A 23,739-nucleotide genomic window follows, 5' to 3' on the forward strand; every position below is an offset into this window, starting at 1 on the left:
ATGTTATAATATAGGCAACAAAAATTATACAGAATAGAAGAGGTGAACGTTATGCGTTGTCCAAGATGTCATCATAATAATTCCCGTGTTATTGATAGCCGTCAAGCAGATGATGGACGTGCAATTCGCCGTCGTCGTGAATGTGAAAATTGCAGTTATCGGTTCACTACATTTGAAAGAATTGAAGCGGCGCCATTACTTGTAATCAAGAAAAATGGGGATCGTGAAGAATTTAATCGTGATAAAATTTTGCGTGGGCTCATTCGCTCTGCGGAAAAAAGACCCGTTGCTATGGAACAAATGGTTCAAATTGTCGATAATGTTGAAAATCGAGTGCGTAGTTTAGGGGAAAATGAAGTCTCTACAACGCTTATCGGTGAATATGTGATGGAAGATTTAGTCAATCTAGATGAAATTGCCTACATCCGCTTTGCGAGTGTTTATCGACAATTCAAAGATATGAGCGTGTTTTTGAAAGAGTTACAGGACATTGTCGACAAAGCAAAATCTTCTTCTCCTGACTCAGAAAATTAAAAAGGAGGTCTTTCTTTGAAAGGAAATCGGCAAAGAATCCAACCAAAAAATATTTTTCAAGCGGTTATTGATTCACCGCTTTCTGATCAAGAGAAAGAGGTTTTAACCTTTTTATATCAACCAATTGTCGGCGCCAATGCGTTTAGTTTATATTGGCTTTTGTTATCTGAAACAACAGACTCAGAGGAGAATGGCTCGCTGTTTCATGCAGATTTAATTAGTTTGCTGGACTTGAGTTGTCAACAATTAGAAGAAGCTTGCTACAAATTAGAAGGCATTGGGTTGCTAGAAACGTATAAAAAAACAGATCGGGAATTAGGAGATTGTTATTTATATTATTTAAAAGCACCTGAAACAGCCGCTCGTTTTTTTAAAGATGAAGTGTTAGCTTTAGTGTTATTTAATCGGGTTGGACAACGGAAATTTGATCAATTAGTGCAAAAGTTCCAACCGCATCCTACTAAAACAGAGGGCTATCAAAATGTTTCCGCTAGCTTTCAAGAGGTTTATGCCTTTAAAGAAGAACAAATTGTTTCCGAAGCGAACCGATTGACAACGATTCAAGAAACTTTTTCTCAACAAGAAAAATCGAAGAAAATTTCTGTATCAACGGATTCTTTTGATTGGCACTATTTTGTGGAAGGTTTGCACCGTTTAGGTTTACAACTGCCTGAAGATGAGGCTAGTTTTCAAGAAGAAGTCTATGTTTTTCATCAATTATATGGCATCAATGAGTTAGATATGGTAGACTTTGCTTCGAAATCATTTGACTATTATACAAGTCGAATTTTGCCTAAGGAATTAGTGCGAACGATTCATCAAGCGTTTGATCCTGATAAAAAACCACAACCAACAAACGTAGTGACAAACAAGCAAGTACAATTGACGGTGGAAGAGCAACAAACGTATCGATATAACGCATTAAAAATGAATGGTTTTTCTGAACTGGATATTCAAATGATTATGGATAGTGAAAAGAATCCGCCTATTCAATATTTAGAAGCTTTAAAAAATAGTCGAGGCGGCTATACGACACCACAAGAACGTTCATTAGTGAAATATTTGGTTGCCAAATCAGGCTTACCGACTAGTGTGATTAATATTTTGATTAACTATGTTTACAATATTCAACAACAACCGACTTTAAAAGCGGAGTATGTGAATCGAATTGCGAATGAATGGGGACAAAGTGGCATTCATTCACCAGAAAAAGCAATTGAACATGTCAGAGAATTGGCAAAACAAAGCCAAACCAAACAAAAACAGCGACAACAAAATTATTCAGGGAAACGCCAAACTGTTCGACAAGAGCGATTGCCAGAATGGGCAGATCAGCCAAACGATGAAACAAAACTTTCCCCAGAAGAACAAGCCGAGTTAGATCGACAAATTCAAGAATTTTTAAACCAAGGAGGTGACCAATGATGGAAGACGTAGGAAAAGAAATGTCAAAAATTATCCAGAAGCGTGACATCAATGAACGATATGAAGAGCTGGTTAACGAAGTATTGAAAGATCAAGATGTTCAAGCCTTTATACAAGCAAACCGAGAGCGTTTAACCGATGAAGATATTCGTAAAAGTTATGCTAAGCTGTATGAATTTGTTCAAGAAAAAAAGAAATTTCAATTAAACGATCCAGCAATGATTGCCCCCGGCTATGAGCCAAGATTAATGTTGAATTTTCATTACATTGATGTAACGTATGTCCCAACGGCTGATTTAATCGCCCGTCAGAAGGAAGAAGAAATTCGTAATCGAGTAAGGGCAATGGACATGCCAAAAGATGTCCGAGAAGCAAATTTACGAGATTTCGATCCATCTTCTCAAGGTCGAGCCAAAGCGTTAGCAGAAGCAATGCAATTTTTAAGAGAATATCCTGCGACACCAAAAGAATTTCATAAAGGGCTCTATTTACAAGGCCCCTTCGGTGTAGGAAAATCTTTCTTATTAGGTGCGATGGCTAATGCTTTAGCAGAACGTGGATTTACTACGACAATTGTTCATTTTCCAACATTTACAGTAGAAATGAAGCAAGCCATTGGTCGCGATCAAGTTGGTGAAAAGCTCGATGCAGTAAAAAAATCCCCTATATTAATGATTGATGACATTGGTGCGGAATCCATGACTAGTTGGATTCGTGACGACGTTTTAAGCGTAATCTTGCAATACCGAATGCAAGAACAATTAGTTACTTTTTTCTCTTCCAATCTAGATTTAAAAGCTTTAGAAGAGCATTTAACCGTGACGCAACGAGGAGAACAAGAGCCGCTAAAAGCCAGACGAATTATGGAACGTGTGCGTTATCTGTCAAAAGAGATTACGATGACAGGAAATGATCGACGAAACGGTTAAAGCAATCCTTTTATTTTTATGGATTGCTTTTTTTCTTGCGCTTGAAGATGTAGCGTAAGTTTCGCAAAAACAAGTACTTTTGTGTACACTGACAATAAAGAAGTGAGGAAAAGAGGCGTAACAATGAAGAGAAAACTTTGGATTTTTATTGGGGTATTCGTGGTGCTTCTGGGAGGATATTTTCTTTTGTTTAGAGAAAAATCCTATAAAGTAGAGGTGGAAAAAGTGAATCCAAAAATTCAACGCTTAATGTCGACAGACAAACAACATTTTTTAACAAAACATGAATTTCACACAAAAGAAACCGCTGAACGCAAAGATTTGTTGAAGTTTTTTATTGAAACCCGGCTCAAAACAGACGGCGGTTTTTTAACCAACTATTTACCAGATGCTGAACGCAAAGATGTCGCCACAGGACATGAGTTGCTAAGTGAGTCTTCGGGTCTATATTTGCGTAATTTAGCTTTTGATACGCAGGGACGTTTTGATAATTTTTACAAGCAGACGAAAGACACCTTTTACGACGGCGTCCAATTTAGTTACCGAATTGACGAGCAAGGCAATAAGTACAATGTCAATGCCTCGATTGATGATTTACGGATCATTCGTTCATTAATTGAAGCAGGGGGGCATTTTAAAACAGATCAGTACGATCAAGAAATTAAAAAATTAGGCAAGAGTTTTATGAAAACCTCTATGAAAGATAATATTCTAATTGATTTTTACGATAGTAAATCAAAACAACAGTCTTCAGAAACTTCTTTGTTTTATATTGACTTAATTACGCTGGGTTATCTATACAAAGAATTTGGGATTTCAGCAGACTACTTGCAGTATCATTACCAATTAATAGATGATGGCTATATTTCTGATGATTTACCTCTTTATCAAACGAAGTTTAATCATCAAACAAATAAATACGAAAACAACGGAACACTTAATATTATTGAATCTTTATTAACGATTGTCCATTTAAGTGAAGTGGGTATGGCGAAGCAGACTAGTATTGATTTTGTGCGAAAACAAGTTCAGCAAGGAACGCTTTTTAACTCGTATGATTTAAATGGATCGCCCGTGGATAAAAATCAATCTGCAGCTAGTTATGCGATAGCGGCTTTAATTGGTGTTGCCGAAAATGACAAAGAGTTGTATCGTGCGGCAATTACAGTACTTAATAATTTTCAAATTATGGATTCAAGCAGTCCGATTTATGGAGGATTTGGTGATAAAGTTACGAAACAAGTCTATTCCTATAATAACTTAATGGCTCTTTTGGCCTATGATTTCTAGATGAGGTGAAAGCATGGAAAAGATCAAAAAATACATGAACTCGGCTTTTGAATGGTTGAGTCGTTATATTTCTCCAAGTCTTTTGGCCGTTTTAGGGATTGGGTTAGTGACAAGCATTTTGTTATTCGTTTATCCGATTAATGGCTTGGGAGATAATGGCGAGTATTTTCGTGTGTTAAATTCAAATAGTCTTTATCGTGTCAATGGTGATAGCTACGACAATGTGGCCTATTTTGTTAAGGACTTTTCAATTATGCGTTATTTTAATGAAACAACGACGCACTTTGTTTCCACTCAACAATTTTTCATCACCATTGCCATTTGGCTTAATAAACTTTTTTATAGTCAAACACTTTTCGATATTCGTTTCTTAGGTTTCGTTTATCTTAGTTGTTTTTTAGTGTCAATTTATATTCTGGTACGAGGCTTAACCGAAGGCGTATCTTTGAAAAAAAGTTATCTTATCTCCTTGTTGGTTATTTTCATCTTGGGGGATACCTCCTATACGATTTATTTTAATTCCTTTTATACAGAAGCGACGAGTTTTTTACTTTCTGTGAGTGTCTTAGCATTTTCAGTCTATTTTTATCGGGTGACGAAACCACGAACTTGGCTCAGAAGAATAGTTTTGGTTATCTTGGCACAAGCAGTAGTACTTTTAATAGGGACAACACGCCAAGAATATTTGCTGATTATTGGCGTAATTATTGCTGGATTAGGATTTTTTGTCTACTTGTCACAACGTTACCAACGATTGTCAATGACGGCCTTTTTAATTGCGTTGATTGGTTTTACAACGTTAGCGGCTTTTATCGTTCCTAACGATATCTATGAACGTGATGTCTACCACAGTATGACGCGCGGTGTAATGAAGGATAGTAAGGTTCCAGATAAACGGATGTCAGAGGGCGGAATCAACCCGCAATATGGGTTGCAAAAGGGACGTTCCTACTTTGAAGAATACAGTCCTGTATCACCAACTTCTGAACAAATGAAAAAAGATTTTTTTGATAAAACGAGTTTTGGATGGGTGTTATTGAATTATTTAAATTATCCATCTGAATTATGGCAAGGACTGAATTCAGCGGTCCCAAATGTTTACTTAGTAAAGCCGAATAATGTGGGGAATTTTGAGAAAACGACGGGGCGTGCACCGCTGGAACAATCTAAATTTTTTATGGTGTATAACCGTATTAAAGCCAGTTTTTTCCCTAAAAACTTTGCTTTCTATCTATTATTAGGCGTGATTCTGTTTGGTTTATATGGCGTTGGTTTATACAGAGGACTCAAGAGAAACGAACCCAGATTAGTTTTTCGCTTCTTTTTAATGACAGGAATTTATCTAAATTTATTAGTTGTTTTCATTTCAACAATTATTATTGATGGGGATAGTGACTTAGTACGTCATTTGTTTTTAGTCTCAGTATTTTTAGATTTTCTCTTGTTACAAATTGTTTCTGATGTTATTGGTAAACGAATGTGGCAAGATACAACACCACAAGTCATTGGGGAGGTAGAGGGAATTGAAAAATAAACAATATCTTATTGGCTGGGTGTGTTTCTTACTCTTTTTCGTTTTTTGTGGCTTTGCCAAACCGGCGCTGGCTGCACCAAGTAAACATGTCTTACTTGTCTATGACAGCTTGAATATTGCTGGGAAAAAAGAAAATGATGTGGATGCTTTACAACGAGTGTTGACGAGTTTTGGAGTAGAAGTTCAGAGTGTGGCGGTATCAGATTATGTACCTGGCGAATTGCTAAATGATGGCTATGACAGTTTGATTTCTATGGTGAATTGGCCTGAACAAGCCGGCGTTATTGCCTCTGATTTTCTAGCAGATCGAGTTCATTTTAAAGGCAAACAATTACACATTGGTCGAAACATGCGTGACGATGAAAAACAATATTTTAGCGGTACGTGGAAAGAATTAAGTCATCGTCAATATCGGTTAGAAGATGAAAAAAACCGTTTTTCTCAAGTATTGCCTTTTCAAGATCAATCAGTTGTGCTGGAAAATACGCAAGGTCAGACGGTTGGCCGATTAAAAACACAAGAATTAGCACCAGAAGAATATCCATTTGGTGTAATTGAGAATGGGCATGCTTTTCTACCAATGTTTGAACGCAAAGGCGCTGTTTTTTTAGAAAGCTTAGACGTAATTAGTCAATGGCTGGAAAGTGAAAAAATGTCACGGCCGTTTTTGACGATTTCTGATTTTAACCCGTTAAGAGATATGTCTGTGGCAATCTATTTGCAAGAAGAATTAGTTAAAACCACGTATCCTTATATTTTATCCAGTACGAGCGTTTCACAAAACAATACGATTTTACCTTATAAACTATTTACGAATGCGTTACGTGCGTTTGCTTCGACGGGGGTTATTTTCTTAGAAACACCGGTCGTTAACAATGTTGATTTAAATGACCAACGTGCTTTGAAACAATTGATGGAGCAGCAGATTAGTTTATTGGTCGACAGACATGTCTATCCAGTAGGCATTTCTGCTCCAGGATACTGGAATCAAGACCTTCAATACCAAGAGGATGGTCTAGCAATTAGTGATACAGTGATTCTAAGAGAAAATCCGCCGATTGAACGCGTTTTTTATCGGAACCAAACGGGAGAATCAATCACTTATAAGAATGCTTTGTTTGATTTACCGTATGATTATTTATCGGGGATTGAATGGACGGATAAAGATAATCCGAATGACTATCGATTTCCAATGCCGACTACCATTAGTTTTTCATTTCCAAATTCTAAAAAAGAAGTGGATCATCTAATTCAAGAAGTCAAGGAAGCACCAATAGTGTTTAGTGTTTCAGAAGCGGATCAACATTTCACTGTTCAAACACAAACGCAGAAAATCGAATTTCGGAATAATCGGTTCTTCTTAAACAATCAAATTGTCAATGGTTTGGCTGATACAGGGGCCTCAACAGTTGAAAAACAACGATTTACAGGGTTATTTTCATTCTTTTTTAGCATCACAAATAATATTTTAGTTGGCGTTGTTACACTGACTTTAATCATCCTGATTATTTTGTTTATGATTGGACGAAAGAATTATCGGTCGAAATATATTAATAAGGAGGAAGACAAATGACCATTGCTGACATTGTAATGTTAACAGCAACTATCATTATTTGGAGTCTACTAATTGTAAATATTCTCTTAGTTATTTTTGGCTATGTTTATTATTTAAAAACAGATCCTGTCGCACCACCACCTGTAGAGGACGAAGACGCGCCGTTTGTTTCAATTATGGTGCCGGCCCATAATGAAGGAATTGTCATTGTGCGAACAGTTGAAGCGTTATTGAATTTTAATTATCCGCAAGATCGCTATGAAATTATTGTGATTAATGACAACTCAAGTGATAATAGTGCCGAGCTTTTAGCTAACGTCCAAAAAAAGGCGGTTAATCGAAATTTGCAGATTATTAATACAGACAATATAACAGGTGGTAAAGGTAAGTCTAATGCCTTAAACATTGGTTTCAAGCAAGCCAAGGGGGACGTGATTGCCATTTATGATGCGGACAATACACCTGAACCGAATGCACTCCGTTATTTAGTTGGAGAGTTAATCGCTAGTGAGGAATACGGCGCGGTTATTGGTAAATTTAGAACGAGAAATCGCAATGCAAGCTTGTTGACACGCTTTATTAATATCGAAACACTGGCCTTTCAATGGATGGCACAAGCCGGTCGTTTTCAATTATTTAAGTTATGCACGATTCCTGGCACAAATTTTATTGTTCGTCGTAGTATTATTGAAGCCATTGGCGGCTGGGATGACAAAGCGTTAGCCGAAGATACAGAAATCAGCTTTCGCATCTATATGATGGGCTATAAAATTAAGTTTTAACCAAAAGCAGTGACGTGGGAGCAAGAGCCACAAACTTTGTCAGTTTGGTTCCGACAACGGACGCGATGGGTCAAAGGCAATATTTATGTCATTGTTAAAAATGCTAAATTATTGTTTAATCCTAAAGCGAGTCGGATCCGTTTTGATATTTTATATTTCTTGTCCATTTATTTTCTCTTAATGACATCGCTCGTTTTGTCAGACATCATGTTAGTTTTATCAATGTCTGGTTACTTAACAACGACCCTGCAAGGATTTAGCAATTCCTTGTGGTTGTTAGCGATTTTGTTATTTATTTTCAGTACTTTTGTCAGTATTACAACCGAAAAAGGCGAAATGACTTTAGAGAATATCTTAATTATTGCCTTGATGTATATTACATACAGTCAGATGTGGCTAGTAGTCGCCGCTTATGGCATGGTGATGTATATTAAAGAAAATGTTTTTCATAAACAAACACAAACAAAATGGTACAAAACTGAACGATTTAAATAAGGAGGAAACGTGCAATGAAACAAAAAACAGTCACTTTAATAGGGTTGTTCTTTCTGGTAATTCTGATTGGTATCGCAAGTCCGACCGTATACGCCGAAAACAAAGAACAAGACAACCATACCTTTACACAACCTTTTCAAAATAAAACAATCTCTTTAACAGGTACTTCTGTCCGTAGCACCATGTATTTTACAAAAATTGATTATTGGGACGTAAAAAAAGCATCATTCAATATGACCTACCAAATCACACAATTAAAAAATAATCAGACCTCAGATTTAACTGTGGCAGTTAATGGTGTGAAGTTTTATTCTTGGCGTCCTGAAAATACGACTGGTATTCAACAAAAGACGATTGAAATCCCTTTGGAACTGATTAAAGAGACAAATACATTGACTGTTGAAGGCCAAATTATTAATCAGTCAGGAAACGACATGTATAATTTAATTGAAACTCCGGCAAATTGGTTAACGATGTATGAAGGATCTAACGTAAACTTCCAATACGATTTACAATTACCAGAGAATACAATTCATTCTTTTTATAATCATTTTGTGGGAGCAGACACGATTGCGAATAAACACAGTGTTATTTTGACACCAGAAAATGCATCGGAAAAAGAATTAGCTGCAGCGACCCATGCGTTAGCTGGTGCTGCTCGTTTGATTACTACCTCAGAAGAATTGTTGCCAATGGCTTCTTTGAACAAAGAACAGTCAGCACCCTATCAGTTGATTATTGCCAGCTATGATAAATTACCAGATCAGTATAAAAGTCAAATTGATAGCAAACGTGTGGAGGACCAGGCTGTCTTAAAATTTTTCAATCAACCAGATAAGCATGTTTTAGTAGCTACTTCTAAAGATGAGGACTTACTTGTTCGTGCGGGACGTTATTTAGCCAATTATGAATTAATGACCCAAACAGATAAAGAAGAGACAACAGTTGATGAGAATACCGATACGTTTAGTTCAACTTTAGAATTTGATGGAAATTATCCATTAACATCAACGGGGGACAAACTAGAAGGGGCCTATCACCAAGAACAAACGTACTTTGTCAATTTACCAGTGGATCGAAACAATGCCAATGGAAGTCGCGTGCATTTACATTTTAAATACGCTGAAAACTTAGATTTTGATTCTTCTTTAGTGACGGTCTATGCCAATGATAAACCAATTGGCAGCAAGAAATTAACCGCTGCTCGTGCGAACGGTGATGAATTAAATCTCGAATTTCCAAAGAACTTAGAAATTGCTGATAGTTTTGTTTTAAAAGTTGCTTTTGATTTGAATGTTAAATCACCAGAAGTTTTGCGAAATGGTCAGACTCCATGGGCCTTTATTGAAAATAATTCGAATGCGTTTATTCAAACAGAAGAACTTAATGACATATTATTTAACAACTATCCGAACATTTTTATCAGAAGCCGTTCTTTTGCTGATTTAGCGATTTTATTACCAGAAAAAATGGACGATAACTATTTTAAAGTGTTGACCAATTTATTTAACTTAATTGGTAATTATGCCGAAAGTAATGTCGGTGAGATTACGTATTATAAAAAAGCGCCTAAAAATACGGCATTAGAAAATCATAACTTGATTATTTTTGGTACGCCTAAGGATAATCCGATGATTCGTAAGTTAAACGATCAGTTGTATTTCCATTATGATAAGGACTTCACACGTTTTGTTTCAAACGAGAAACTGAGCATTGAAAAAGATTATGGTAAACAAATCGGTACGGCGCAGTTAATGTTTTCTCCATATAATGCGAAAGCCGCGGCGTTAATCTTAACAGGAGCTAAATCACAAGGTGTCTTTTTAGCCTCTACACAAGTGAATACAGAGAAGAATACTTCTATGTACAAAGGAGATGCCATTGTGGTCGATCCGAACTATCGTCGCTATGATTATCGTTTCAAAAAACGTGTAAGCAACGTCAGCAACGAATCATTAGGTAAACGAATTGTCAATAATCATAAATTAATGATTTATCTATTTGTCTTCTTAATTGGTATGACTATTATTGGATTAAGTGCGTTCTTCATCGTGAAGAAGAATTTGAAAGGTGGGGAATAGAGTGAATCAAAAACGAGTGACCTTACTTTTGGATTTAACTTTGTTGGTAGGAATTGTTTTGGTTGTCGGCACAACCATCTTTATGGCCTTAGGAACGAATGATTTCTTTGTGGACTTAAGTTGTCTATTAATTTCAGTTATCTTAATTATCGTTACCTATTTTGTAGGAATTACAGCGGGGTTAACATTTTCGCTTATATTTATTTTTCTACAATTGACTTATGTTGTATATCAGTATGTCTATCATGATTTGTTTAGCTATGGCTCATTATTTTGGCTAATCATGCCGCCGCTCTACTGTTTAACAATCTATGCAGTGACTTATCAAATTCGTACGATTGAAGAAGAAAATATTCGCTTACGTAAAGAAACTTCACGGTTAAATGCGTTAGATGCAGTAACTAATTTAAGAACAGCAAAAATGTACGAGGAAGGATTCGATTTATTTTCTGATATTTCTACACGTTATGAAGCGCCGTTATATTTAGTCGTGATCCGAGTGGCCTATTGGGAAAGTATTCGTAACTTATTAAGTCCTGAACAAAAGAATGAATTGCTACAAATCGTGACAGCGGCGATTAAAGAGACAACGGATGATCGCTTCTTACCATACTTTATCGACGGCACACCGCCGACTTGGGCGTTATTAATTTTCCGCGATGGGGATGACGGATACACTACTAGAAAAGAATTCAAACAACAAGCTCAAGAGAAATTTGCCCATTCTGAAACCTTAAGGAATATTACTTTGACATTACAAGTTTCCTATACCAAATATGATCCTGCCGAATTTAACAACGCTTCAGAATTTTTAGGGGATGGAATTAATTCTCTTCAATATGATGTTTAAAAAGGAGGCAAACAAATGACTGAAAAACTTGCTGTTTTTACAGGGAAATTAGCAGATGCTGGTGTGTTAAATGAGACGCAGCCATTGTCAATGCGATTACATTTAGAAAATATCCAAGCAGAAAGTGATCCAGAATCCATTGTTCCCTTATTTTCTCATGGGGTAATTTTAAACATACTTGTTGAACAGTTAGAGGAAAGTATCCCACTGTCTCACTTGAAAAAAGGGACCAAAGTCCGTTTCACAGTCGTGGGCTTGCCGCCGATGACTATGTCAATTCCACCGCATGTTGGTGGGCAAGCGATTGAATTGATAGAAGAAATCTAAAAAGCTTCTGCATTAGCTATGATTATTAGCTAATGCAGAAGCTTTTTTTATTCAAAGGTCATTCTTTCAATTCGATCGAACGCTTCCTTTAATAAATCTAAATTTTGTGTTGCGGCTAAACGAATGTACTCATCGCCCGTTGTTTCACCAAATGCTTTTCCGGGAATCACTAATACTTGTGTCTCTTTTAAAAGCTTTTCCACAAAAGGGACGGAAGTTAGTCCAGTTTTTTGAATATTAATGAAGGCGTAAATACTTCCTTTGACTGGATGAAGCGAAAGGAAAGGAATCTTTGCTACTCGCTGGGCCACATACTCTAAACGTGTTTGGAACACTTCAACGATTGGGTCTACAAATTCGTCAAAATGTTGTAACGCATAGATTCCTGCTTGCTGTGACAACGTAGGCGCAGAATACGTAACGCCTTCATTAATTAATTTGGCTACTTCGTTAATATAGTCTGGGGCAATCATATAACCAATACGCCAACCAGTCATTGCAAAGGCTTTTGAAAAGCTACCAAAAGTGATAGTATTTTCTGGAGCAAACGTAGCCATGGGAGTAAACGTTTCTTGGAAACAAAAGGCTTCATAAACTTCATCTGAAAGAATGTATAAGTTGTGTTCAATCGCTACCTGTGCAATTTCTCTGAAAGTTTCTTCAGAGAAAACAGCGCCTGTCGGGTTATTCGGTGAATTAAGAATAATCGCTTTGGTTTTAGGCGTGATTTTTTCTTTCAAAAGAGCTACATCAATTTGGAAACCATCTTCTTCATAGGTTGGCAAAAAGACCGGAACGCCATCTGCTAAAAGAACTTGGTCTTTATAAGGAGAGAAATAAGGTTCATGAATAATCACTTCATCTCCAGGATTTAGAATCACTTGTAAGGCAAGGTACATTCCGTGCAGAGCGCCAACTGTGGCCCGGACTTGATTCGGTTGAAAAGATAATTGATAATGTGACTGATAAAACTGAATGACCGCCTCAATGAATGCCTCGCTACCATCAGAAGCGGTATATTTTGTATGCCCATTTTTGGCATCGTTAGCTGCTTGTTCGATAATCCGCTCATCGGTAATTAAGTCAGGGTCACCAATCGATAAATCGATTAAATTTGGGGTCTTTTTCGCCAATGTTGCAATATCCATGAGTAAATTTTCAGTAGGTTGTTGGTAACGTGTTGCGATATTCTTGCGATCCATACCAGGTGCTCCTTTTTATAAAACTTTTCTTAGAAAATCTTGTGTTCTTGGGTTTTGTGGCGCATCAAAAATTTCTTCAGGTGTGCCTTCTTCTTGAATAATTCCTGCATCCATAAAAATGACACGGTCCGCGACTTCTTTTGCGAAGCCCATTTCGTGGGTAACCACCACCATTGTCATCCCTTCAATAGCTAAATTTTTCATAACGGATAGCACTTCGCCCACCATTTCAGGGTCTAAGGCAGAAGTTGGTTCATCGAACAGCATCACGTCAGGGCGCATGGCTAAAGCACGAGCAATCGCTACCCGTTGTTGTTGCCCACCAGAAAGTTGAGCGGGATAATTTTCTTTTTTATCTGATAAACCAACTTGTTCCAGTAAAGAAAGAGCATGTTCTGTGGCTTCAGCAGCGGCTTCTTTTTTTACTTTAACAGGACTAATCGTTAAGTTTTCCAAGACATTTTTATGCGGGAAAAGATTGAAATTTTGGAATACCATTCCCATTTTTTGACGAAGTTGATCAATGTTGGTATTTTTATCTAATAAATTTTTTCCTTCAAATTCAACGCTGCCACCAGTTGGTGTTTCTAATAAGTTCAAGCAGCGTAAAAAAGTACTTTTACCACTACCAGAAGGGCCAATAATTACGACAACTTCACCAGCTTCAATTTCTAAGTCAATTCCTTTAAGTACTTCATTTTTTCCGAATGTTTTCTGTAAGTTTTTAATGTTAATCACTAGTACTCATTCTCCTTTCAGCAACACCTAATAGACGCGAGATAGTAAAGGTTAGGACGAAATAAATTAACGATACAATTAAGTAAGGTAAGAAGGGTTTAAAACTTGCTCCTTGAACGTTGCCAGCTTGGAAAATTAGTTCTGAAACACCAATGACTGAAACAACGGAAGATTCTTTAATTACTGTAACAAATTCATTGCCTAACGCTGGTAAAATATTTTTAATAGCTTGTGGGAAAATGATGTATCGCATTGCTTGGTTTTGATTCATTCCCAAAGAACGAGCAGCTTCCAGTTGTCCTTTATTAACTGCCTGAATACCAGCACGAATAATTTCTGCTACATATGCACCACTGTTTAAAGAAAGGGCAATACAACCAGCTGCTACTTTTGATAAGTCTAAACCAAGAACGCCTGTCCCGAAATAGACAATAAAAATTTGAACAAGCAAAGGAGTGCCACGAACATATTCAATATAAGCAATGGCAATGCCACGTAAAATTTTGGAATTGGCTAACTTCATTAAGGCAAGTAATGCCCCTAAAATGGCACCAAACAAAACACCAATGAAAGCTAGGAAAATGGTATAGCCCGCACCGTTAAGGTAGAACTTTCCATACTTTTGTAAAAAGCTTTGATCTTTTTGGAACATTAATTGATTGGCTTCTTTTTTATAACCGTCCATTAATTTTTGATCATTAATTTGTTTAATAGAGGCATTTACTTTCTCCGTCAAAACAGGCGCATCTTTAGGAAAAGCAACGGCAGTATCTTTTGAGCCTTTTTCAAAGGTAACATCAGCAAAAGCTAAATCCTCATTTTGAGAAACATAGGCTTCGCCAACCGGTTCTTCCATAACGACTGCATCTAATTTATTATTTTTTAGATTCATAATTAAATCTGGAATTTTTTGAAGAGAAGTAGGGACAGCACCGGTTAATTCGGTTTTAATTAATTCTTCTTGTGTCGTTTGCTTTTGGGCACCTGCACGAACGCCTTCGAAATCTTTAGTGGAATGAAATTTATCTTTGTCTTCTTTCCGAACAATGACTCTTTGTTGAACGTTCATATATGGTTGAGAAAAAGCCACTTCTTTTAATCGTTCAGGCGTTGGCGACATGCCAGAGATGACCATGTCAATCTTGCCAGTTTTTAAGGCCCCTAACAGAGCATCAAAGCCTAGTTCTTCGATTTTTAATTTAACGCCTAAATCGTCGGCAATTTTTTGAGCAATAGAAATATCAAAACCGACAATTTTATCTTCACCATCTACTTTTGCATGAAATTCATAAGGGGCATAGTCTGCGGATAAGCCGACAACTAGTTCTCCCTTTTGGATGATTTTGTCATAGACTGGATCGGTTTCGGCTGCAAAAGTTTCTTTAATAGGTAATAATGAGAGCAACAAGAATAAAATTGGTAAAATCGTCTGTAGCCATTTTTTACATTTGGTCATTTGCGTAAACTCCTTTTTGTATTATTTTTATAAATATTCAAAAAAAGCGAATAAATGTATAAAAATTTATTGTGTTATGATGTGGTTTATCATATCATAGAATATGTAAAAGGAAAAGTAGTAGAGTTGAAAAAATACAACTTTTTCAAAAAAATTTTCAAAAGTCAAAAATGAAGGGGATTTTCAAGATGGAACAATCATTAATTGTGAGAGGGACACCACAAGAGTATCTTTGCGAAATTGGTTCGTGGGAATTATTAGAAGGACAACTATTATGCAGAAATATTCATCGTGTATTCATTTTACACGGGACTGAGTCATGGCAAGCGGCAAAACCGTATTTTCCGACGTTTCAAAAAGTAACAGCTGTTTTTGAAAACTATGGAGGTGTTTGTACAGATCAACGTGTACAAGAGTTAGAAGCGCAAGTGCTGGACAATCATTTAGAGGCCATCGTCGCTGTTGGTGGAGGAAAAGTGGCCGACTTGGGCAAAGCCTTAGCACACAAAATGGCGTTACCGGTAATTATTTTGCCCACTTTAGCAGCTACTTGTGCACCGTGCACGCCATTGAGTGTAATGTATCGAGAAGATGGAGCAATGGAACGGTATGACGTTTTTCCGCAAGCAAACGCTTTGGTGTTGGTAGAACCAAGAGTGTTATTGCATTCGCCTCGGTCCTTAATGGTGGCAGGTATTGGGGATACATTAGCTAAATGGTACGAAGCAGATGCGATTATTTCGCAGTTAGACGTCCAAGTGTTACCTATTCAAGTTTCTCATTTTGCCGCGGAAAAATGCCGCGATATTTTGTTAAATGAAAGTATCAATGCTTTAAAAGCGATGGAAGAGCAACAATTAAATCAATCGTTTATTGATGTCATCGAAACGAATTTAATTATTGGTGGAATGGTGGGTGGCTTTGGCGATGATTATGGTCGGACAGCAGGTGCCCATTCCATTCATGATGCACTAACTTTGCTGCCAGCTAGCCATCGACAATTGCATGGAAACAAAGTGGCGTATGGTGTGTTTGTTCAATTAGCCATTGAAGAGAAATGGCAAGAAATCGCTGAATTGATTCCTTTCTATCACCAACTAGGTTTGCCTATTTCTTTAAAAGAAATGGAGATGGACTTAACTGAAGCCGAGTATCAAGAAGTAGCAGAACGTGCTTGTATAGAAGGCGAAACGATTCATTATATGAAACAAAAAATTACCCCTGAAATTGTGAAAACAGCGATGCAAGATTTAGAAAAATATACAGCGACAAAATAAGTGCCAAACAGCAACTAGCTCATTTGAATTATTTGAACTAGTTGCTGTTTTTTAAGGATCCTTTTTTGAAAAAAGAAACCTTGAGAAATCCTTGCAAATTCAATAAAAAAAAAGTATGATGATGGGAGGACAAATTATAGTAGAAAGTAGGGAAATGAATGACGGAACCAGCCATTCGTTATCGTTTAATCAAAAAAGATAAACACACAGGTGCGCGTTTAGGTGAATTAATTACTCCTCACGGCACATTTCCAACACCAATGTTTATGCCGGTAGGTACACTTGCGACAGTTAAAACAATGTCACCAGAAGAATTAAAAGAAATGGGTGCCGGTGTTATTTTAAGTAATACTTACCATTTATGGTTACGCCCAGGTGAAGATTTAGTCGAAGAAGCAGGCGGTTTACACAAATTTATGAACTGGGATCAACCTATTTTAACTGATTCAGGTGGCTTCCAAGTCTTCTCATTAAGTGATATGCGGAAAATCGAAGAAGAAGGTGTGCATTTTAGAAATCATTTAAATGGTTCAAAAATGTTCCTTTCTCCAGAAAAAGCGATCAATATTCAAAATAAATTAGGATCAGATATTATGATGAGCTTTGATGAATGTCCACCATTTGATGAAAGCTATGAGTATGTCAAACGCTCGATTGAACGGACTTCTCGTTGGGCTGAGCGTGGCTTAAAAGCCCATGCGAATCCTGATAGACAGGGATTATTCGGTATTGTTCAAGGTGCGGGATTTGAAGATTTACGTCGTCAAAGTGCCAAAGATTTAGTGAGTATGGATTTTCCTGGCTATTCGATTGGTGGCTTATCTGTTGGTGAGTCTAAGGAAGAAATGAACCGAGTCTTAGACTTTACGACACCGTTAATTCCTGAAAATAAACCACGTTACTTAATGGGTGTGGGTGCCCCTGATTCATTAATTGATGGAGTGATTCGTGGGATTGACATGTTTGATTGTGTGTTACCAACACGTATTGCGCGCAATGGTACTTGTATGACTTCACAAGGTCGCTTGGTTGTTAAAAATGCCCAATATGCAAGAGATTTTCGTCCGCTTGATGAGAAATGTGATTGTTATGTTTGTCGTAATTATACGCGGGCCTATATTCGTCATTTGATTAAATGTGATGAAACATTCGGAATCCGTTTAACATCGTATCATAATTTATACTTCTTGTTAGACTTAATGAAAAATGTCCGTCAAGCAATTATGGACGACAATTTATTAGAATTCCGACAAGCGTTTTTTGAAGAATATGGCTTTAATAAAGCGAATGCAAAAAGTTTCTAAAAATTAGAGGAAAAAACTAGTTCTTCAAGCATTTTTTTGATACAGTTAGTAGTGTGAATAATGCAGAGTGAGGTGAAACAAATGGGTGGCGGATTTACAATGATTTTTACATTAGTCCTTTTAGGAGGAATGATGTTTTTCATGACACGTTCTCAAAAGAAACAACAGCAAGAACGTCAAAAACAACTAAACGCAATGAAAACTGGCGATAGTGTTGTCACAATTGGTGGTTTACATGGTGTTTTAAGTGAAATCAATGAAAAAACAGTTTTAATCGATTGCGAAGGTATTGTCTTAGAATTTGACCGTGCAGCAATTCGAACTGTAACACCTGGAACTGCCGTTACAAATGATTCAGCAGTAACTAGTGTACCAGTCACAGAAGTTGAAGAGACAGTCACAGAAGAAGTAACTGAAGTTCCTGAAACATCAGATCCTTCAAAAGAAAAGAAAGACTAAACGAATCAACTAATTCATTTAATGGTTAGAGAGAGCGGAACAGGCTTTTCAAAGGCGAAACTGTGACCAGTAGTCACACGAGAAAGCCAATAAGAAGAGATAATTCCTATTCCGCTCGTGTCGTTTATCTTAAAATGTAGGACTAGGAAGGTAGGTCATTTGGACTTACGTCCTAAGTCCTTTTTAACTATTAAGTTTACAAAAAAGGTTCCTTTTTATAGTGTTGGAAGATAGTTAAAAAGTGAGCAATCTTTCGCTTGGTTGGAAGGAGAAGAGCCCATGACAAAGGAAAAATTAAGTTGGTTACAACAAAAAATGCTCAATAAAAGTATTAAAAAGAAGTGCCAAAATTTTCGTGAACTAGGTTATTCTTCCATCAACGAAGAAGATTTATTGACTTATTTACTCACCTATCGTTGGAAAAAACAAACCCATTTATCTGTCAAAGACTGTCGCAAAGACATTCAGAAGGTTAAGCCGAATGAATTTTTTGACTATCAACAATTATTGGCACAGACATCAAAAAATCCTTTAAGGGACTGGCATGATATTGAAGACTTATTCTAGAAAAAAGAATAGGTCTTTTTTTTTGAGATAAAAAAATTATAAATAGTTGTGAAAAATATCACAAAAACTATTTACAAGATTCGTTTTATGTTGTATGATGTGAATGTGAAATAGTTAACAAAGTTTTTTTAAAATGAAACTCTTAGGAGGATGAACATGGTTAAAACAGTAAAAAAAGAAAAGACAGAAACAGTTGATGTTTCATCAATGATTGATGAATTAGCAACAAAAGCGAATGTCGCTTTAAAAGCAATGGAAGATTTTACACAAGAACAAGTAGATCACATTGTCCATCAAATGGCGATGGCGGCGTTAGACCAACATATGCCTTTAGCAAAAATGGCTGTCGAAGAAACTGGCCGTGGAATCTATGAAGATAAAGCAATCAAAAATATGTATGCATCTGAATACATTTGGAATAATATTAAACATGATAAAACAGTGGGTGTAATTAACAAAGACGAACAAACCGGTTTAATGGAAATTGCTGAGCCAGTTGGCGTGGTATGTGGGGTCACACCAACAACAAACCCAACGTCAACAACTATTTTTAAATCACTAATTGCCTTAAAAACAAGAAATCCAATTGTTTTTGCTTTCCATCCTAGCGCACAAAAATGTTCGGCAGAAGCGGCACGTATTGTACGGGATGCGGCGATTGCAGCAGGTGCACCAGAAAATTGTATTCAATGGATTGAACAACCATCGATTGATGCAACATCTGCTTTGATGAATCATCCAGGGATTGCCATTGTTCTAGCAACTGGTGGCGCAGGCATGGTAAAATCTGCGTACTCAACAGGTAAACCAGCACTAGGCGTTGGTCCTGGGAACGTACCAGCTTATATTGAAAAAACGGCTAAAGTAAAACGTGCGGTTAATGATTTAATTGTTTCAAAATCATTTGATAATGGAATGATTTGTGCTTCTGAGCAAGCGGTCATTGTGGATAAAGAAATTTATGCTTCTGTCAAAGCTGAGTTTGAAGCACACAATGTTTACTTCGTGAAACCGAATGAATTACAAAAACTAGAAGATGCAGTGATGAATGAAGGCAAATACGCAGTAAATCCAGCGATTGTCGGTAACTCTGCAGAAAAAATTGCTGAATTAGCAGGAATTAGCGTACCAAAAGGCACAAAAATTTTAGTCGCTGAATTAGAAGGTGCAGGTCCAGAATATCCATTATCAAGAGAAAAATTATCGCCAGTTTTAGCAATGATGAAATCAAACAATGCAGAGCATGCTTTTGAACTATGTGAAGCGATGTTAAACTTAGGTGGTTTAGGACATACAGCAGTAATTCATACAGAAGATGAAGAGTTACAAGTTGCTTTTGGTTTACGTATGAAAGCTTGTCGTATTTTAGTGAATACTCCATCAGCAGAAGGCGGTATCGGTAACATTTATAACGAAATGATTCCATCTTTAACACTTGGTTGTGGTTCATACGGGAAAAACTCTGTTTCTAAAAACGTATCATCCATTAACTTAATTAATATTAAAACGGTAGCGAAACGGAGAAATAATATGCAATGGTTTAAATTACCTCCAAAAATTTTCTTTGAAAAAAATTCTTTACAATATCTACAAAAAATGGAAAATGTTGAACGTGTCATGTTAGTTTGTGACCCAGGTATGGTTCAATTTGGCTATGCAGATATCGTACGTAAAGAGCTACAAAAACGTAAAAATGATGTGAAAATCGAAGTATTTTCTGATGTTGAACCAAACCCATCAACAAATACTGTTTATGCAGGTACCAAAATGATGGTTGATTTCCAACCAGATACAGTGATTGCCTTGGGTGGCGGTTCTGCAATGGACGCGGCGAAAGGCATGTGGATGTTCTATGAACACCCAGATACAGAGTTCTTTGGTGCAAAACAAAAATTCTTAGATATCCGCAAACGGACATATAAAATTGCCAAACCAGAAAAAACACAATTTGTTTGTATCCCAACTACTTCAGGAACTGGTTCAGAAGTTACACCATTTGCCGTTATTACTGATAGTGAAACACACGTGAAATATCCGTTAGCAGACTATGCGTTAACACCAGATGTAGCGATTGTTGATCCACAGTTCGTAATGTCTGTGCCAGCTTCAGTCACTGCAGATACAGGTATGGATGTTTTAACACATGCTATTGAATCTTATGTTTCCGTGATGGCTTCAGATTACACACGTGGTTTAAGTTTACAAGCAATCAAGTTAGTTTTCGATCATTTAGAAAATTCAGTGAAACGTCCAGATATGGAATCTCGTGAAAAAATGCATAATGCATCAACCATGGCAGGGATGGCATTTGCCAATGCATTCTTAGGTATTTGTCACTCTATTGCTCATAAAATTGGTGGGGAATATGGCATTCCACATGGTCGTACAAATGCGATTTTATTACCACATATTATTCGTTACAATGCGAAAGATCCATCAAAACACGCAATGTTCCCTAAATATGATTACTTCCGCGCCGATACTGATTATGCAGACATTGCAAAATTCTTAGGCTTAAAAGGAAATACTACCGCAGAATTAGTAGAAGCTTTAGCAACAGCAGTAGCAGACTTAGGTAAATCAGTCGGAATTGACATGAACTTGAAAGCCCAAGGTGTCTCACAAGAAACATTAGACACAACAGTTGATCGTATGGCAGAACTTGCATATGAAGACCAATGTACAACTGCAAATCCGAAAGAACCATTAATTAGTGAACTAAAACAAATTATCTTAGATGCTTATGTAGGATAAAAGAACTCAAATAAAGAGACCAGAACATTAATGTTCTGGTCTCTTTAACGTTTTGCGAAAACAGTGCTGTCGATACCACGGTTATGACACCAATTAACTAAAACTGGATCGAGGATAAGTGCGGTACTCGTCAATTCTTCTGTCGTCTTTTTTCCTAAAAGAGTATAAAGCATTTTCACTTCTTCTTGCCATTGCTGTACAAGGGCTAGGGTATTTTCTAAACCATTTTTACTCATAAGGGAAGCTAAGATAGTCCCAGCAACTCCCATGCTTTTGGCACCTAAAGCGAGTCCTTTGACAATATCAAGAGAGTTACGCACACCGCCAGAGCCGAGAATAGTTAGTTTCTTTTGCCAATTTTGTGATTCCAGAAGAGAGATGACCGTTGATTGCCCCCAATCATCTAAGAAAGAAAGTTCTCGTTTCTTCCGCCGGGCATTTTCAATTTGTGTAAAACTCGTTCCGCCTTGGCCGCTCACATCCGCTGCTTGAACGCCGATAGAGGTAAGTTTTTCTAAGGTTTCTTGGCTCATGCCAAAGCCAACCTCTTTGACAATGACAGGCACTTCTACGGCCTGTACGATAGCTTCAATCTTGGTTAGCCAATTAGTGAAATCACGATCTCCTTCAGGCATGACCAATTCTTGGGGCACATTTACATGGATTTGTAAGGCATTCGCTTGAAATAAATCAAGCGCTCGCTTTGCTTCTTCCACACCCAAGCCTGCACCAATATTGGCAAAAATGAGTCCATCTGGGTTTTCTTTTCGCATAATTTGATACGTATCCGCTAAACTAGCATCTTTTAACGCTGCCGAGACAGATCCTGTCGCAACTAAAAGGCCAGTTTCTTTGGCAATAATGCCTAATTGCTGATTAATTTCTTTTGCACGCTGACTACCACCTGTCATTGCATTGACATAAAAAGGTTGGGGAAGCTGAAAAGAAAGAAACGAAGTGGAAATATCCACTTCGTTAACAGCGGATTCAGCAAACGATTGGTGAACAAAACGCACACGATCAAAGTCATTACTTTTTTCTTTGTGGAACGCTTTAGCTAATGATAGATGTTCATCTTTTCGATTCATGCTTCTCCTTACACTCCTTTTGACCATAGGTATAGACGTGAAGTGGCAGTGGGGTAATTCCGTCTTTTTCCCAAGCAGTCATTAATGGTAAAATCCCAGATTTTTGGCGGAAAATTACAATCCCACAATCGCCCCCGCCAGCGCCAGAAGATTTCGCAGCTCCTGTATAAGATTCAGCCAAATCACAAAGATTTTTCAAGGCTTCTGTTTCGATTACCACACCAGTCAGTGAAGATAATTCGGCGAGTAATTGGCGATTTTTAGTAATTTGTTTTTGAATAACAGAAATTTTTCCTGTGTTAAAGCCATTAATCATTGTTTCGACACAAAGCCGACTTTTCATTAAGAACTGCTCATAAGCCGCTTGTTTTTCTTCTTTTGATTGATGAACTCGATCAACTAAGTCTGAAGTGGACGCAGGACTACCTGTCCAACCAATTAGTAAACGTAGTTGTTTCGGTACTTTTAACGGAAAAATCATTAATTCAGGCCAGTCCATTGCTAACAAATCAGTTAATGTTTCAGTGGCTACTTTTTGATTGACCCAATCATGATCGAAGGTTGAAAAGGCAATCCAGCCCCCGTAACAGCTGGCGGCGATATCTCCGCAAGAACCATTTCCTTGAACGGCTAAGTGAGCTAATGCTGATAATTTGAAAATTTCCTCATTTTCCAAACCTAAGTCATAAAAAATATTCAAGGCTTTGACAGTTCCAACGGTTACCGCACCGCTTGAACCAAGACCATATTTTCGTCCATTTGAACTATCTAATTCACTCGTCACTTTTAAATGATAAAATGACAATTCTTTGTTTTGCTCTTGCGCATATTTTTCAGTTAGATGAATCGCCGCTAAAACATAATGAAAAGGATTTTCGCGAATATCTAATACAAGCTCACCATTTCGGCGTGTCCAACGAATAGGTAAAGAGCTGTATTGTGCAGATTGAATACTGCCTTCATCTGTTGTTTCTTCGACAGTTACAGTTACGAATTGATCCACAGCAACGATAATGGCAGGGTGGCCAGGTTCAACAACGGCATATTCTCCTGCAATAAATAACTTTCCTGGCGTAGTAACTTCAATCATGC

19 protein-coding genes and 1 pseudogene are annotated in these 23,739 nt (G+C 37.2%); 15 read left to right on the forward strand and 5 right to left on the reverse strand.

The features are described from left to right. Window positions 1-51: 51 nt before the first annotated feature. The 10 genes and pseudogenes from nrdR to IGL13_RS03250 all read left to right on the forward strand — a co-directional run bounded on the left by nrdR (window position 52) and on the right by IGL13_RS03250 (window position 11,802). On the forward strand, window positions 52-534 hold the full coding sequence (gene nrdR / locus IGL13_RS03205) for a transcriptional regulator NrdR (RefSeq protein ID WP_002381296.1): 483 nt from the start codon (window positions 52-54) through the stop codon (window positions 532-534). A 15-nt stretch (window positions 535-549) separates the two neighbouring features. Further along, on the forward strand, window positions 550-1,959 hold the full coding sequence (locus IGL13_RS03210) for a replication initiation and membrane attachment family protein (RefSeq protein ID WP_010818291.1): 1,410 nt from the start codon (window positions 550-552) through the stop codon (window positions 1,957-1,959). Then, window positions 1,959-2,888, forward strand: coding sequence for a primosomal protein DnaI (dnaI, locus tag IGL13_RS03215; protein WP_002355760.1), 930 nt, complete (start codon window positions 1,959-1,961; stop codon window positions 2,886-2,888). The genes IGL13_RS03210 and dnaI overlap by 1 nt, the downstream gene beginning before the upstream one ends. A gap of 81 nt (window positions 2,889-2,969) precedes the next feature. After that, window positions 2,970-4,178, forward strand: a complete 1,209-nt coding sequence (locus IGL13_RS03220) for a hypothetical protein (protein ID WP_002385036.1) — start codon at window positions 2,970-2,972, stop codon at window positions 4,176-4,178. A gap of 13 nt (window positions 4,179-4,191) precedes the next feature. Next, on the forward strand, window positions 4,192-5,712 hold the full coding sequence (locus IGL13_RS03225; protein WP_002385037.1) for a membrane protein: 1,521 nt from the start codon (window positions 4,192-4,194) through the stop codon (window positions 5,710-5,712). Then, window positions 5,702-7,285: a hypothetical protein gene (locus IGL13_RS03230; RefSeq protein WP_194180198.1), complete on the forward strand. Its 1,584-nt coding sequence runs from the start codon at window positions 5,702-5,704 to the stop codon at window positions 7,283-7,285. Before IGL13_RS03225 ends, IGL13_RS03230 begins: the two co-directional genes overlap by 11 nt. Next, window positions 7,282-8,544: pseudogene (locus IGL13_RS03235) on the forward strand (glycosyltransferase). Before IGL13_RS03230 ends, IGL13_RS03235 begins: the two are co-directional and overlap by 4 nt. A 14-nt stretch (window positions 8,545-8,558) precedes the next feature. Continuing rightward, on the forward strand, window positions 8,559-10,625 hold the full coding sequence (locus IGL13_RS03240; protein WP_016626968.1) for a cellulose biosynthesis cyclic di-GMP-binding regulatory protein BcsB: 2,067 nt from the start codon (window positions 8,559-8,561) through the stop codon (window positions 10,623-10,625). Next, window positions 10,615-11,475 carry a hypothetical protein gene (locus tag IGL13_RS03245; RefSeq protein WP_002385041.1) on the forward strand — a complete coding sequence of 287 codons (861 nt, stop codon included), beginning with the start codon at window positions 10,615-10,617 and terminating at the stop codon, window positions 11,473-11,475. The genes IGL13_RS03240 and IGL13_RS03245 overlap by 11 nt, the downstream gene beginning before the upstream one ends. Before the next feature lie 15 nt (window positions 11,476-11,490). After that, window positions 11,491-11,802, forward strand: coding sequence for a hypothetical protein (locus IGL13_RS03250; RefSeq protein ID WP_002378091.1), 312 nt, complete (start codon window positions 11,491-11,493; stop codon window positions 11,800-11,802). A gap of 47 nt (window positions 11,803-11,849) precedes the next feature. Here IGL13_RS03250 and IGL13_RS03255 read toward each other — a convergent pair whose 3' ends face one another. From IGL13_RS03255 to IGL13_RS03265, 3 genes are read right to left on the reverse strand one after another with little or no spacing between them, the layout of a single operon-like run. After that, the gene (locus tag IGL13_RS03255) at window positions 11,850-13,004 is read right to left on the reverse strand and encodes a pyridoxal phosphate-dependent aminotransferase (RefSeq protein ID WP_002355768.1); all 1,155 of its coding nucleotides are present in this window, start codon (window positions 13,002-13,004) and stop codon (window positions 11,850-11,852) included. A 15-nt stretch (window positions 13,005-13,019) separates the two neighbouring features. Next, entirely contained in the window at window positions 13,020-13,742 is a 723-nt protein-coding gene (locus IGL13_RS03260) for an amino acid ABC transporter ATP-binding protein (RefSeq protein WP_002355769.1), read from the reverse strand. Continuing rightward, window positions 13,735-15,198, reverse strand: coding sequence for an ABC transporter permease subunit (locus tag IGL13_RS03265; RefSeq protein WP_002358820.1), 1,464 nt, complete (start codon window positions 15,196-15,198; stop codon window positions 13,735-13,737). The genes IGL13_RS03260 and IGL13_RS03265 overlap by 8 nt, the downstream gene beginning before the upstream one ends. 170 nt (window positions 15,199-15,368) lie before the next feature. On the opposite strand from IGL13_RS03265, the gene IGL13_RS03270 reads away from it, so the two are divergent. From IGL13_RS03270 to adhE, 5 genes are all read left to right on the forward strand, one after another. After that, window positions 15,369-16,475 carry an iron-containing alcohol dehydrogenase family protein gene (locus IGL13_RS03270; protein WP_002358821.1) on the forward strand — a complete coding sequence of 369 codons (1,107 nt, stop codon included), beginning with the start codon at window positions 15,369-15,371 and terminating at the stop codon, window positions 16,473-16,475. Window positions 16,476-16,633: 158 nt separating this feature from the next. Continuing rightward, complete coding sequence (gene tgt / locus IGL13_RS03275) at window positions 16,634-17,779, forward strand: tRNA guanosine(34) transglycosylase Tgt (RefSeq protein ID WP_002355772.1); 1,146 nt, start codon at window positions 16,634-16,636, stop codon at window positions 17,777-17,779. A gap of 60 nt (window positions 17,780-17,839) precedes the next feature. After that, the gene (yajC, locus tag IGL13_RS03280; RefSeq protein WP_002383336.1) at window positions 17,840-18,238 is read left to right on the forward strand and encodes a preprotein translocase subunit YajC; all 399 of its coding nucleotides are present in this window, start codon (window positions 17,840-17,842) and stop codon (window positions 18,236-18,238) included. 261 nt (window positions 18,239-18,499) lie between these two features. Then, the gene (locus IGL13_RS03285; RefSeq protein ID WP_002355774.1) at window positions 18,500-18,805 is read left to right on the forward strand and encodes a post-transcriptional regulator; all 306 of its coding nucleotides are present in this window, start codon (window positions 18,500-18,502) and stop codon (window positions 18,803-18,805) included. Window positions 18,806-18,961: 156 nt separating this feature from the next. Further along, window positions 18,962-21,559, forward strand: a complete 2,598-nt coding sequence (gene adhE / locus IGL13_RS03290) for a bifunctional acetaldehyde-CoA/alcohol dehydrogenase (protein ID WP_010710153.1) — start codon at window positions 18,962-18,964, stop codon at window positions 21,557-21,559. Between the two features lie 44 nt (window positions 21,560-21,603). Here adhE and fni read toward each other — a convergent pair whose 3' ends face one another. After that, entirely contained in the window at window positions 21,604-22,647 is a 1,044-nt protein-coding gene (gene fni / locus IGL13_RS03295) for a type 2 isopentenyl-diphosphate Delta-isomerase (RefSeq protein ID WP_002381302.1), read from the reverse strand. Next, window positions 22,631-23,737 carry a phosphomevalonate kinase gene (locus IGL13_RS03300; RefSeq protein ID WP_002355777.1) on the reverse strand — a complete coding sequence of 369 codons (1,107 nt, stop codon included), beginning with the start codon at window positions 23,735-23,737 and terminating at the stop codon, window positions 22,631-22,633. The genes fni and IGL13_RS03300 overlap by 17 nt, the downstream gene beginning before the upstream one ends. Between the last annotated feature and the right edge of the window lie 2 nt (window positions 23,738-23,739).

It is taken from the genome of Enterococcus sp. DIV1937, from assembly GCF_050535975.1.
GTDB lineage: Bacteria > Bacillota > Bacilli > Lactobacillales > Enterococcaceae > Enterococcus > Enterococcus faecalis.

What these genes read in the sequence shown, in the direction of transcription:
- adhE (WP_010710153.1), top strand. Translation starts at nt 18,962, where the DNA reads ATGGTTAAAACAGTAAAAAAAGAAAAGACAGAAACAGTTGATGTTTCA.
- IGL13_RS03225 (WP_002385037.1), top strand. Translation starts at nt 4,192, where the DNA reads ATGGAAAAGATCAAAAAATACATGAACTCGGCTTTTGAATGGTTGAGT.
- dnaI (WP_002355760.1), top strand. Translation starts at nt 1,959, where the DNA reads ATGGAAGACGTAGGAAAAGAAATGTCAAAAATTATCCAGAAGCGTGAC.
- IGL13_RS03255 (WP_002355768.1), bottom strand. Translation starts at nt 13,004, where the DNA reads ATGGATCGCAAGAATATCGCAACACGTTACCAACAACCTACTGAAAAT.
- tgt (WP_002355772.1), top strand. Translation starts at nt 16,634, where the DNA reads ATGACGGAACCAGCCATTCGTTATCGTTTAATCAAAAAAGATAAACAC.
- IGL13_RS03250 (WP_002378091.1), top strand. Translation starts at nt 11,491, where the DNA reads ATGACTGAAAAACTTGCTGTTTTTACAGGGAAATTAGCAGATGCTGGT.
- IGL13_RS03265 (WP_002358820.1), bottom strand. Translation starts at nt 15,198, where the DNA reads ATGACCAAATGTAAAAAATGGCTACAGACGATTTTACCAATTTTATTC.
- nrdR (WP_002381296.1), top strand. Translation starts at nt 52, where the DNA reads ATGCGTTGTCCAAGATGTCATCATAATAATTCCCGTGTTATTGATAGC.
- fni (WP_002381302.1), bottom strand. Translation starts at nt 22,647, where the DNA reads ATGAATCGAAAAGATGAACATCTATCATTAGCTAAAGCGTTCCACAAA.
- yajC (WP_002383336.1), top strand. Translation starts at nt 17,840, where the DNA reads ATGCAGAGTGAGGTGAAACAAATGGGTGGCGGATTTACAATGATTTTT.
- IGL13_RS03240 (WP_016626968.1), top strand. Translation starts at nt 8,559, where the DNA reads ATGAAACAAAAAACAGTCACTTTAATAGGGTTGTTCTTTCTGGTAATT.
- IGL13_RS03270 (WP_002358821.1), top strand. Translation starts at nt 15,369, where the DNA reads ATGAAGGGGATTTTCAAGATGGAACAATCATTAATTGTGAGAGGGACA.
- IGL13_RS03300 (WP_002355777.1), bottom strand. Translation starts at nt 23,737, where the DNA reads ATGATTGAAGTTACTACGCCAGGAAAGTTATTTATTGCAGGAGAATAT.